Origin of the sequence: Nocardia australiensis, from assembly GCF_020733705.1 — a bacterium.
In the GTDB taxonomy this organism is placed as follows: domain Bacteria; phylum Actinomycetota; class Actinomycetes; order Mycobacteriales; family Mycobacteriaceae; genus Nocardia; species Nocardia australiensis.
In genome coordinates this window covers 565,975-578,631 of the sequence record NZ_JAJFZM010000017.1, presented here as the reverse complement: position 1 = coordinate 578,631, position 12,657 = coordinate 565,975, and the positions used below count along the sequence as shown (strand labels likewise).

The 12,657-nt window shown below is 65.7% G+C and carries 7 protein-coding genes; 1 reads left to right on the top strand and 6 read right to left on the bottom strand.

Annotation, left to right across the window (positions count from 1 at the left end; all coding sequences use genetic code 11):
• Nucleotides 1-225 precede the first annotated feature (225 nt).
• From LKE06_RS31885 to LKE06_RS31870, 4 genes are all read right to left on the bottom strand, one after another.
• A complete protein-coding gene (locus LKE06_RS31885) occupies nucleotides 226-957 on the bottom strand; it encodes an SDR family NAD(P)-dependent oxidoreductase (protein ID WP_227996096.1) in 732 nt (243 codons plus the stop codon).
• 253 nt (nucleotides 958-1,210) lie between these two features.
• Nucleotides 1,211-1,459, bottom strand: a complete 249-nt coding sequence (locus tag LKE06_RS33040; protein WP_228003300.1) for a hypothetical protein — start codon at nucleotides 1,457-1,459, stop codon at nucleotides 1,211-1,213.
• Entirely contained in the window at nucleotides 1,434-9,506 is an 8,073-nt protein-coding gene (locus LKE06_RS31875; protein WP_228003153.1) for a non-ribosomal peptide synthetase, read from the bottom strand. Before LKE06_RS31875 ends, LKE06_RS33040 begins: the two co-directional genes overlap by 26 nt.
• Nucleotides 9,507-9,508: 2 nt before the next feature.
• Complete coding sequence (locus LKE06_RS31870) at nucleotides 9,509-10,051, bottom strand: FcoT family thioesterase (protein ID WP_228003152.1); 543 nt, start codon at nucleotides 10,049-10,051, stop codon at nucleotides 9,509-9,511.
• A gap of 233 nt (nucleotides 10,052-10,284) precedes the next feature.
• Between LKE06_RS31870 and LKE06_RS31865 the strand changes: the two genes are divergently transcribed.
• Nucleotides 10,285-11,148 carry a TauD/TfdA dioxygenase family protein gene (locus LKE06_RS31865; RefSeq protein WP_228003151.1) on the top strand — a complete coding sequence of 288 codons (864 nt, stop codon included), beginning with the start codon at nucleotides 10,285-10,287 and terminating at the stop codon, nucleotides 11,146-11,148.
• Nucleotides 11,149-11,240: 92 nt separating this feature from the next.
• Here LKE06_RS31865 and LKE06_RS31860 read toward each other — a convergent pair whose 3' ends face one another.
• Both LKE06_RS31860 and LKE06_RS31855 read right to left on the bottom strand, forming a co-directional pair.
• Complete coding sequence (locus LKE06_RS31860; protein ID WP_228003150.1) at nucleotides 11,241-11,450, bottom strand: heavy-metal-associated domain-containing protein; 210 nt, start codon at nucleotides 11,448-11,450, stop codon at nucleotides 11,241-11,243.
• 326 nt (nucleotides 11,451-11,776) lie between these two features.
• Nucleotides 11,777-12,397, bottom strand: a complete 621-nt coding sequence (locus LKE06_RS31855; protein ID WP_228003149.1) for a sigma-70 family RNA polymerase sigma factor — start codon at nucleotides 12,395-12,397, stop codon at nucleotides 11,777-11,779.
• Nucleotides 12,398-12,657: the final 260 nt, after the last annotated feature.

Genomic DNA, 12,657 nt, shown 5'->3' with positions numbered 1-12,657 from the left:
CTCGCGGACGGCAGTGTCGAATCCCATCGTTTTAGCCAGCAACGCTGGGATTCGGTCACGTGCGGATGTTCAGCCTCTCGATCAGCTGTGCGATCTGGGCGGCGCTGGCCGGTTCTGGGGATGCCTCCGATTCGCGGATAGCGTGCCGCATCACCTGAGCAGGATCGGTGAGGAGTTTCAGAGAATGGTCTGTGCCCTTTGATTCTTCCGGCATCACCGTGCCAGCTACCAGGGCACTACGCCGTCGCGGCCGATGAACGAGCCGGATGCGGCATCGATCTTCAGCATCGCGGCCTCGACCACGGGTTCGGCGCCTTGCGCGGCGGTCAGCGGTGCCTGGGCGCGGTTGATGGGCGAGAAGTCGGTCTGCGCGAATCCCGGATCGACGGAGAACACCTTGATGCTCGTGTCCGCGAGAACCTTCGACAGCGTGATGGTCAGGCTGTTGAGTGCCGCTTTGGAGGCTTGATAAGCGGGCACCACCATGTCGGCCGGATCGGCGCGGGACTGCAGGGTCAGCGACCCCATGAACGAGGACACATTGACGATCCGACCCGAGTCGCTGCGCCGAAGCAACGGCAGCAATGCCTCCACGGTGTGGAACACCCCGATCACATTGGTCTCGAGTGTCCGCCGCACCGACTCCGGATGCGCATACCGGCTGGGACCGGGCGCGTCCCATTCGGCGGCGACACCCGCATTGTTCACCAGCACATCCAACCGCCCATGGTCGCGCGCGATGACATCGGCCAGCCGCTGCACCGATTCGATCGAGACGACATCGAGCCGGTGGCCGTGCGCGTCGACACCCCGCTCACCCAGCAGCCGCGCCGCAGCCACCGCCGCCTGTTCGGAGCGCCCCGTCACGACGACCGTGTACCCCGACAATCCCAATGCCAGCGCCGTCTCGAACCCGATGCCACGAGTCGAGCCCGTCACCACCGCAACCTCGGCCACATCAATTCCTCTCCGAATGTGCTGTCTCGAACGAACCTCCCTCCGAGGATGGGGTGCAAGGACCCCACAGCACCGGCGGAAAACGGACCTGACATTCCGACCGGACCCAGGAGCAGCAAATACTCCCGCCCCGACCTCGGCCGAAAGGCCGATCGGCCGACCAGATCCGGTTCGCCGAGATCGTCGTCGGAGACACGTTGGCGTGGACCGGTATTCTCGCGAATGCGCTGTATTCGGCTACTTAAGACTGGTGTCAGGGTCGGGTCCCGGCCTGGATTCGGTCACCGGCACGGCCACCCAGCAGTAGCAGGCCGCCGAAGGCGAGCGTATGGGCGTTGAATACCCAGGCCAGGTCGGTCGTGGAGAAATGCAGATCCGTGCGGATGTCGGGCAGTGCAATATTGACGATGGTTACCTCGTGCGGGTCGGTGGGACGATTGCTTCGGTCCGGGCATCGGTAGCTGACACGGGTACTCCTACTTCTGGCCGTGAGCAGGGGCAATGTCGATGGCGGTGGCGAGGGCGCCGATTGTCGGGGCGGACAGGAATTGCCGAGCCCCGACCGATGCGCCGGTCACGTCGCGGACTCTGCGGAGCATCGCTATCGCCGCCACGGAAGTGCCGCCCGCATGGAAGAAATCGGTGGAGCGGTCGTAGTTCGTGGTTCCCACACCTGGTGTGTCACTGAGTAACTCACTCCATATATCGGCAACCATGCGTTCGGTCGGTGTGGTGAGAGGCTCGGCGACCGGGGAGGGTTGGTGTTCGTTTACCGATTCGGGAAGCTCGGCGGTGGGTAGCGTGATCCCGGTGTCCCAGGATCCCGGGTCGGTGGCCAGCTGCTCGAGGGTGGAGCCGAGGTCGTCGAATATCGCATCCACAACACCGGGTTCGAATAGCTCGGCCACGGCGTCGAGGCTGATGGTGACCTCGTCGTCTTTCCATGGTGATGGGCCGACCTGAAGGTCCAGGGACACCTGTGGGGTGCGGATGCTGCGGAAGGAGTCGAGGATTTGCACCGTTTCCGGCATGTGCGCGGGTGGACGCAGTCCGAGCATGCTGTGGAACACCACTGGTGCCACCGGCCGGGTGTTGCGTCGGCGCCGTGCGATCTCGCGAGCGACCTCGACTCCGCTGAGCAGTGCGTGATCGAAGGTTCGAGCGGTCGCCGATTGAGTATGTCGGGCCAGTTCGGCGAAGGTCACCGAGCGAGGCAGTCGCAGCTCGACCAGCGCGGTGGTGGCGAACGGACCGATCACCTGGTCCAGGTCGGCCGGCAGCGCCATTCTGTCGAGGTACAGCACATTGAGCAGGAAATGGCGATGGTGCGCGGCGCGGGCCAAGGCGATCGCATAGCAGGTTGCGAAGACTGCCGACGGGATGATTCCCCGCTCCCGGCACCGATCGGTGATGGCCGCGAATTGCTCTGAGGTGAGCTGTGTTTCCCGCCGTTGCATGAGTTCGGACCGGATCCGATCGGCGGGCTCCGCCAGCGGCAGCGCGGGCGCCGGTGGCACGTCGTCGATACGGTCCCACCACCATTGTCGGTCCCGTGCCCACTCCGGGGTTCGGCGGCGGTAGGCGAGCGTCGCGACATAGTCGCCGAATCGCGTGGTCTGCGGGGCCAGCATCGCATTGGGTTCGTCGAGGTAGGTGAGCAGTTCGCCGACCAGGAGCTGTCCTGACCAGCCATCGGCGATGAGCAGGCCGCACACCACGTGCAGGCTGACCTGCCCCTCGGGCAGCAGTACCGCGACGATTCGGAAGGACCACGGCTCCGGTCCCGGCCCGAGACGCTGCAGGTCGGATCGGATGCGCGCGATCTCCTCGGTGACCACCGATTGCGGGGCCGTACTCAGATCGATCTCATCGACCGGCAGCTCGGCCAGTCTCGGATCCGTCCCGTCGAGTACCTCCTGGGTCCCATTGTCGGAGAAAACCGTCCGCAGCATGGGGTTGCGATCCACCAATCGCCCAACGGCACTGTACAAGTCGTCTCCGTCGAGGCCGGCGATCCGCAGATCGCCGTAGCCGTGCGCTGTTCGATAGCTCAGCGCCCAGGCATCCTGCTGGCCGACCCAGTACGCCTGTTGCAGCGGTGTGAGCTCGAAAGGGCCGGTGTCGGTGCCAGGTGCGACCAGATCGGTTACAGGACCGGTCCGTGCGACGGTATCCACTGCCTTGTGGACGATCCGAGAGACGAGGGCCGTGACGGTGAATTCCGGTGCGATGATCTCGTCGATGGGAAGGTACAAGCCGAAGGAGCTGCGCACCTGCCTGGCCAGCCGGACGGCCGAGACCGAATCACCGCCTGATGCGACGAATCCTCGCGTCGTATCGATCGCGCCGATATCGATGCCGAGGAGGTCGGCCCACAGAGCGGTCAGCTGGTGAGTGACCGTGTTGGCCGATGCGGGTCCGGCGTAGTCACTGGTCCACGCGGCGGGGTCGCCGGTGAGGCGCCGCAGCGACCGCATCAACGCCGCGAAGGCGGTATCAGCGGCCGTGCCGTCGATAACGGTCTCCAGGACGTCCCAGCGGACGTGCAGCTGTCCGTCTTCGACCAGCACCTGGTGATCGAGCCATACGTCGGGTGTCTGGCTGATGCCGTACTCGACCGGACCCACCCAATTCAGCCGGGGTTCGCTGCCGACGATCTCACCGACGTCCAGGCCGCTGGTGAATACGGCCGGCAGTCGGATCCGGCGGCCGGTCAGGGCGGTGAGGTCGGTGAGTACCTCGACCGCGGAGTAGTCGCGGTGGTCGAGGTCGTCGAACAGGCGCTGCTGGGTTCTCCTCGCGCGGTCGAGGAAACATCCGCTCTCGCGACGATCCACCTCGTGGGCGATCAGTGCGGTGAACTCGCCGACCACCTGATCGATATCGGGAAGATCGAGGGGCCGGTCCATCAGCGTGAGCATGATCGAAAACCGATCCTCGCCACTCAATTCGGCGAGTGCATCGGCATAGACGGTCAGCAGTACTGCGGCCACTGTCAGCTTGTGTCGGGCAGCGAGGGAGGTGAGTGTTTCCCATTGTTCGGACGACAGGCGATCAGCGCGGCGGACGAAACGGGGGGCAGCGTCGGTCTCCGGTCGTGTAGGCAGCGTAGGAGGCCCGGGGATCGTGGGGATGCGTTTATCCCAGTACTCGGCCGCACGGGCGTAGGCGGCGCTGTCGCGGCGGTCGCGGGTGTGAGTGACGTACGCTGCGAAATCGGTTCTCGGAACGGGAATCCGATCGAGAGGTCGCTCATATGCCTCGCGTAGGTGGCGGTCGAGCAGGAAGAAGCTGCTCGCGTCGCAGATCAGAGCGTCGATACCGACGAACAGTCGCAGCTCACCGTCGCCGAGGACGGCAGCGCGCACATCGAACAGTGGCCAGCGGTCGTGGCGGATGACTCGGTGTGACAACTGCTCACGCAGCCGCAGCAAGCGTGCATCTCGTTGCTCGCCGGACAGCGAGGTCAAGTCGTATCGGCGAATTCGGTAGCGCGGAACGGAATCGACGACCCGGTTGAGGTAGTCGGTCGTGATCACCGTGCGCAGCATCGGGTGGCGTGCGATCACGATGCTCCAAGCCTGCTCGTATCGATCGAGATCTATTTCCGTGCAGCGGAATTCGTTGAATACGTAGCACGCTGTTCCCCCGTTGCGGCCGAGCAGGTAGGCGTGCTGGACACGGGTCAGTGGGAACGGCTCGCCCGGGGTCGCACGGGTCGGCTTCGGGAGTTTCCGGGGGGAACCCGGTTCGCGGTCCAGGCGTTTCCCGGCCAGCAATCCGGCGAACTCGGCGACCGTGGAGTGGGTTGCCACTTCGCGCATGCCGATCTCGGTGTGCCCGTCGGTCCGCACCCGGAAGAGCATGCGGGTGGCCAGCACCGAATGTCCGCCCAGTGCGAAGAAGTCCGCGCCGGGTTCGGTGATCGTCACCTCCAGCAGCTCACTCCACAGCGTGGCCACCCACTGCTCTTCTTCGGTCAGCGGCCTTCGGCCCGGGTGGGATACCGGTGCAGGCAGGGCGTCGGTGACAGGCGTGGCCGGGGGTTCGGCCGCGCCGATGCCGGGTTCGCGGAGTGCGTCGTCGGCTCCGGTCACGGGTTCGCCGGCGAACGGGTCGGGAAGCGCGGCGTGGTCGATTTTGCCGTTCGATGTCAGTGGCAGCTCGTCCAGAGTGACCCATCGGGTGGGAACCATATAGGCGGGCAGCTGTGCCCGAGCGTGGGCGGCGATCGATTCCAGGTCCGGTGATGTCGATCGGCCGACGAGGTATGCGACCAGTCGCACATGTTGGTCCTTGCCGCGTCGCCCGACGACCAGGCATTGCCGGATCTGCGGCAGTCCGGTCAGGACGGCCTCGACCTCGCCGGGTTCGATGCGGTGGCCGAGTACCTTCAGCTGGCGGTCCACTCGGCCGAGGAATTCGATCGTCCCGTCCGGACACCAGCGCCCCAGATCGCCTGTGCGATAGAGGTGTTCGCCGAGCACCGGATGGTAGAAGAACCGGTGAGCGGTCTGCTGCTCGTCGCCCACATAGCCTCGCGCCAGCCCCGCACCGCCGATATGCAGCTCACCGGCGACACCGACCGGGCAGAAGCTCCCGTCCTCGTCGAGGACGACGAAGAACTGCTCGCGCAGGGCGCGGCCGTAGGGGATGCTGCGCCAACCTGGATCCACCCGCTCGATCGGATAGCAGATGGACCAGATCGACGCCTCGGTCGCCCCGCCCAGCGAGATGACCCGCAGCCCGGGCAGCATGGCGCGCAACCGGTCCGGCAGGGTGAGCGGAATCCAGTCACCGGACAGCAGCATCAGCCGCAACGACGCCAGCCGGCCGAGTACGACAGGATCGTTTTCGGCGTATTCGACCAGCATCTGCGCAACTGCTGGCGCGGTATTCCACACTGTGACGCCGTGTTCGGCGATCAGCTGCGACCACTCCGCCGGATCGAGTGCCGCGGCCGGCTCCGGCACCACCATGGCACCACCCGCGCCGAGTACGCCGTACACGTCGTAAATCGACAGGTCGAAGGTCGGCGAGGACAGCGCCAAGACCCGGTCTGCCGGTCCGATCCCGAAACGGTCGTTCATGTCGTCGATGGTCGTGCGAGCGGCCGCGTGTTCGATCGCCACGCCCTTGGGTTCCCCGGTTGATCCCGACGTGAAGATGATGTAGGCGAGATCCTCGGGCGACGAGCGAGGCAGAACATGTTCCGTCGCAGTAGATTCGAAGATCAGGTCTATATCACTGACCGCAATCGACGGCGGCATCGAGGCGACGTGCTCGGTCCCGGTCAGTGCGTGGCGCACTTCGGCGCGCTCGCAGGCGGTGGCGATTCTGGTCGCCGGCCATTGGGGATCGAGCGGGACCAGTGTCGCCCCGGCGGCCAGCACGGCGTAACAGGCCACGATCTGAGCGGTTGAGCGGCTCGCGACGACCGCGACCCGGTCTCCGGAGACGACACCACTGCGCACCATGGCCGCCGCCATCGCGGAGGACCGGGCGGCCAGCTCACCGTGGGTCAGCGCCCACGTCGTACCGGCGACCGCGATCGCGGCCTGATCGATGACGGCGCGTTGCCGCTGCGGATCGGCCAGCAGCGGCCCACAATCCGGCCGCGCGTCTGGTTCGAGCGCGGCGACCGTCTCGAAGTACGGATTCGCGCCCAGATCGGCTCGTTCCCAAGAACTGATGTCGTCCGCCAACGCGGTCAGGAGACGCTCGTATGCCGCCAGCATGCCCGGCACGAATCGATCGGGAAGTGCGCGATCGACCGCGTCCCAAACCAACCGCACACCGCCATCGGCATGGTCCCAGAGCATGAAGTCCAGAACCACCTGCGGTGTCTGTGACACCCCATGGACCTCGTCACCGAGCCACGCCACGGGATCGGTGGCGGGCAGGCCCGTGCAGTCAGTGAACACGACCGGGTAGCGCGGTGCGGCTGTCGTCCCCATCACGTGCTGGATCTTGATTCCGCTGAATGTGTGGTGTGCGAAATCATTTTCGAGTTGGTCATGCACTGCCTGGGCGAGGTCGGCGAAAGTCCGCCATGCGTCCAGCGGCGGCAGTTGGGTGAGGGAGGTGGTGCTGAAGTCGCCCACCACCGTCGCGGGTAAGTCCTCGTCTCGGTCGAAGACGACGGTGTTGATGCAGAAGGGATCGACGGCACCCCAGCGAGTGAGCACCAAGCCGTACGCTGCCAGCAGTACCCCCCGCGGATGTAGCCCACGTGCGTGGCACATGGTGTGCAGGCGCGACCATCGTTCGGCGGGAAAGACGGCCTCGTGGCGATGGAACCGCATGTCCTGCAGGCGGTCTAGTGGTTCGGTCCAGGGCAGCGCCGGGCCCGATGGTAGCGAGGGGATCCGCGCCAGCCAGTAGTCACGATCGGTGTCGCCATTGCGGCGCGTGTACGAGGCCGACTGCCGGGCCTCGACATAGGAAAGCTGCGGTGGCGTGTAGGTGGCGGAGTTCACCAGATCGCGCCAATGCCGCATGAGCAGTGCCCAGCTGGGCACATCCATGGCGATCATGTCGAACCCGAGGAAGATCCGCAGGCCGCCGGCGGGCATTATGGCGGCGGTGATGTCGAACAGCGGCCACTGGGCAGGGTCACGGACCTGATGGGATTTCTCCGCGGTCGATTCTGCCAGGACGGCGTCGGCCTGCCGGTCCGGCAGTCGGCGGAGGTCGGTAAGGGCGATCCGATACTCGGGTCGCGACGGCGGGATATGGGCGCGGCCGTCGACGGTGATCTCCAACCGCAGCATGTCGTGGTCGGCGATGAGCCGGTTCCACGCCGCTTGCAGTGTCGTGATCTCGGTCATGGGATCGCCGGTGATCAGCTGTTGCGCGGTGCGCTCGACCTCGAAGTAGCACCAGGGCGCGACACCGCCGAGTGCGACATCATTTCGGCGGCCGATCCAGTACGCGGCCTGCGTCACCGTCAAATCCATGATCTTCGGCTCCCCGCCGCTGTGTGTCGGGTCCGCGGCACTCGTGTCGAGTGGCGATCTACCGCCCCGATCGACTGCCGGACGTCCGCCCACACGTTCGCGTAACCGGTGGCGCAGGACCTTTCCGCTCGCGTTGCGTGGAAGGGCCTCGGCGAACTCGAAGCTGGCCGGAACCTTGTGGGCAGCCAGTCGTCGTCCGGCGAAGGTGAGCAGTTCGTGGGCCGTCACGTCTGCGCCGGGAGGCGATACGACGACAGCGTGTGCCAGCTCGCCGAACTGCGTGTCCGGAGCACCGACCACGGCGACATCGGTCACCGCGGGATGCTCGCGCAGCACGCGTTCGACCTCGGCCGGATACACGTGTTCGCCGCCGACGATGATCATGTCCTTGATGCGGTCGCTGAGGTGGATGTAGCCGTCGTCGTCCAGGTAGCCCGCGTCGCCGGTGTGGATCCAGCCGTTCACCAGAGTGGTGCCGGTGGCCGCCCGGTCCCCGAAGTAACTGATCATGCGTGCCGGGGTGTGCAGGCAGATCTCACCGACTACTCCGGTAGGCGCAGGCGTGCCGTCGCGGCCGATCACCTTTACCGCGAACCCCGGATACGGGCGGCCCACCGACCGCAACCGCTCACCACCGCGGCGATGATCAGCAGGTGACAGGCACATCGCGGTGTTTCCCGTCTCCGTCAGACCGTAGATCTGCGCGAATTCGCAACCGATCACTGACTCCGCCCGCGCCAACACCTCGTCCGGCATAGGGGCGCCGCCGTAGATGATCTTGCGAATCGATGCGAGAGCGGTAGCGTCGGCCGCGGGCTCATCCAGCATCCACTGCAATGTCGCCGGGACCACGCACATCACCGTCGCCGCCGACTCGGCCACCAGCGTCACCGCCGCCGAGGGGTCGATGCGTGGCATGGTCACGGTGGTCGCGCCGACCATCACGCTCTGCAGCGCACACCACATTCCGCCGATATGGAAGCCCGGAAGACCCACCAGGGTGACATCGCCGGGGCGCCAGTCGAGCCAATCCAGGCCCGAGTCGGCCAGCGCGTCTCGCACCGCGAAAAAGCTCCGATGGGCCAGGACCACGCCCTTGGGGCGACCGGTGGTTCCGCTGGTGTAGAGCTGGACCACGGCGTCGTCGGCCACGATGTCACGATGTGGTCGGTCGGCGGGGGACTGGTTGTACCATTCGCTCAGGTCTCCTCCCGTGATCGATACCACCGAGAGGTGATCGGGGCACTCGTACGGGAAATCAACATCGGCCAGCAGTATGGTCGCCCCGGAATCGGCCAGGATATGGGCGATTTCGTCCGGTGCTAGCCGGTTGTTGATCGGCACGAACACTGCGCCGGCCTTCGCGCAACCGAACAACAGTGCGTAGAAGTCGACCGACTCCGAGCCCAGATAGGCCACGCGCGCGCCCTGTATCACCCCGGCCGCACCGAGGGCCGCGGCGACCCGGTCGCCGGCGTTGTCGAGTTCGGCGAAAGTCAGGGCGCGCTCACCACATCGCAGCGCACATCTGCCCGGCGAGTCCCGGACATGCGGGTCCAGAAGTTCTGCGAGAGTGAGTTGTTCGTCCATTGTCACCGCGCCTCGCCGACGATCACGACGCGGACCTCGCCCCGGCAACCATCAAGGGTGTCATTGCCGAAGTCGACCGACGTCGTCAACGCGATGCGCTGCTGCGACCCCACACGGTAGGTCTCGATGCTGTCGAAGATCAGCTCGGCGCGGAATCGCCGGGAGTCGATCGGGCGTTTGAAGGTGAACCGGCTGTCCGTGATCACCATGTCGGGCAGATGCCGGCGGCGAAACTCTGCCATCGACCACTCGCTGAAGACTGGGCCGATCGAGTGTCGTATCAAGGTCGCGATCGTGAGGTAGGCCATCTGGTTGTAGCTGATCAGCGCATCGACCGCATTGAGATGCCCGGTGTCGTCGATGTAGCACGAACCCTCGATCGCGAGTTCCGCATCGCCCCTGATCTTCTCGCCGTCGAAGCGGTGAGTCATCTGCCGCAGGTAGCGGGCGTCGGGCCGATAGGGCTGCAACACGTCGGCGAGCAGATTCGTGTCGTGAGCTACCTCCAAGCTATCGACACTGTCCCTGCGATCGGTTGTCTTCATTTTTAACGCCTTTCGATTTCGACATCTCCAAGATGAAGTCGGACCGAGTGCTGGACAAGTTCCCGCCGATTCTCGAGATATCGGCGAATACAGCAGAATTGACCCCTCTGGTGTTCGAAACATCACATCTGCCGACAGCGCGGAACTTTCGACCGTCGCGGCCCGACTGCTCGGGAGACGTCGTGGCGTTTTCGCTCGCGCATCGAAAGGCTTCGGTCGGCAGGAGATGTTCAATGAAGATCAGCCCACAACCCGGAATGGGTGTCATCGCCGAGGGTTTCGTGCCCGGATCCGATGTGGATGTCCGGACGTTGAAGCAAGCGGCCTACCGCCACCGAATCGTCATTGTGAAGGAGCAGCACCTCGATCCCGCAGGGCTGCTCGAGTTCGGGCGCAGGCTGGGTACACCACAGCTCTACTACGAGCCGATCTACCACCATCCTGACGTGCCCGAGGTCTTCGTATCGTCGAATGTCTCCACTGGCGGGCGTCAGCTTGGAGTACCCAAGACGGGCCAATTCTGGCACTCCGACTATCAATTCATGCCGCGGCCGTTCGACCTGACGATCATCTCGCCACGTCAGGTGCCCAGAGAACGACGAGGCACGCTGTTCATCGATCTCGTTGAAGCGTATCGGCGGCTCGATCCGGAACTGGCACGCGTCGCATCCGAGACGGTCGCGATCCATACTCCGCGGCGGAAGTTCAAGATTCGCCCCGACGACGTCTACCGGCCGATCGGCGACGTTCTCGCTGAAATCGACACGCGCACACCGCCGGTCCGGCAACCGACAGTGTTGCGCCACCCCCGTACCGGCGAGCAGGTGCTCTATGTGACCGAGGGCGCCACCGAAACGATCGAGGACTCCGCCGGACGGCCGCGCCCCGACCTACTGGAGCAATTGCTCTCCGCCACGGGACAACTCGACCCGGCCGATGAGCATCCCGTCATCCACCTGCAGAAGTTCGACGTCGGCGATCTGCTCATCTGGGACAACATTGCCCTGGCGCACCGGTCACTGCACAACCCCACCGCGGAACCGGCGGAATCCTGGCGCATCACCGTCTACGACGACGAACCCGTAACTGCTCTCTGAGAGAGACGAGACCGAAACCGATAGTCTCGCAATCGGAGCGCGGTGATGCCTGCCCCACATCGAGGGCAGGCACTACTCGCGATCGACGCGTGCTACGCGTCGACCATGTCGTACCCTGCATTCTCGACAGCGGCGCGGACGTCTGCGGTCGGCAATCCGGCGTCGCTACGCACGGTGACCCGGCCCCGTTCCACATCGACATCGACTCCGGTGACTCCCGGCAGCTTCTGGACTTCGGAGGTCACATGCTGCGCGCAATGCCCGCACGTCATCCCCGTTACCCGATATACCTCTTCGGCCACGTCACACCCTTTTTCGAATCACATATGAAGTGCCACAACCACATTGTGTCACCTCCGGACGTGAAGTAAGTCGGACGCGGAGCGCCTCGAGTTCCCGCCGGGCCACCAGTTCGGCGAACTCGAGCGCTGTGCGGCGTGATAGTGGCTCGCCGGACGGACGGCGTGGCCCGACTACAGGGACGTGGGGCACCAGCCGTGCGACGGTGACGTCGTCGCGAGGCCGATCGCGCCGGTCCACGCCGCGCAAGTCGGACATACGGAAACCGGTGGGCGGCCCGCGCCGCCCACCGGTTACCGGAAACCCGGGCGGGCTCGATCCTGCCCCGTCAGCGTGCTCGGGCGAGCGGCACGGCGGCTCCATCGCGCCGAGTTCCCTGGCGGAAGGCGTAGACCACGGTGGAATCCGTGTCTATGCCCTGCCATAGTTCGACCAGCGTTTCGCGGGCCCGCGCGACCCGGGAGCGGATGGTGCCGACCGGGCAGTCGGCGGCCTGCGCGGCCTCGGCGTAGGTGAGTCCCAGGATCTGGGTCAGCACGAACGCCTCGCGGCGGTCGTCCGGGAGATGGCGCAGGAAGTCCGCGACCACCATATCCTCGCCGATATCGCTGTCGTGCCGGTCGCGCCGCTGTTCGACCGCGGTTTCCCAGTCGGCCCCGCCTGTGGTGCGCGGACGAGCGGAGGCGGTGCGCAGCCGGTCGATCACCGCGCGCCGGGCGATCGAGAGCAACCAGGTGCGGGCGGTGGAACGCCCCACGAAACGCGGCAGGCTGCCCATCGCGCGCAGGAAGGTTTCCTGGGTCAGATCGTCGGCGGACTGTGCATCGGTCAGGTGGGCGACGAAACGCCACACATCGGTCTGGGTACACCGGATGAACTCCGCCAGGGCGGTTCGGTCGCCCGCGCCGGCGGCCAGAGCCAGCGCGGTCAGGTGTTCATCGGATGACATGACGGCGAACCGGGTGGTGGCCGGTGGATCGCGCGGGGCCTGGGTGTGGTCGGCAGTGCTGTCCGGGGCTGGGCAGCACTCGAGGTTGCGTGTTCATGGCGAAGAATTTTCTGATCGGGACGCACAAGCGGCCTCGCGGTCGCGCCGGAATACGCCCGCGTGCACGGCTAGTGCGCGGACCGAGTCGCGGGACCGCGTCACCGCCGGCGATGCGCCGGTGACGGGATGCCCGCCGCGCACACCCGACGGTCCGGCGGGCG

Bases quoted from the DNA above. Each gene is read 5' to 3' on its own strand.
- LKE06_RS31875 (WP_228003153.1), bottom strand. From the start codon at position 9,506: ATGGACGAACAACTCACTCTCGCAGAACTTCTGGACCCGCATGTCCGG.
- LKE06_RS31855 (WP_228003149.1), bottom strand. From the start codon at position 12,397: ATGTCATCCGATGAACACCTGACCGCGCTGGCTCTGGCCGCCGGCGCG.
- LKE06_RS31865 (WP_228003151.1), top strand. From the start codon at position 10,285: ATGAAGATCAGCCCACAACCCGGAATGGGTGTCATCGCCGAGGGTTTC.
- LKE06_RS31870 (WP_228003152.1), bottom strand. From the start codon at position 10,051: ATGAAGACAACCGATCGCAGGGACAGTGTCGATAGCTTGGAGGTAGCT.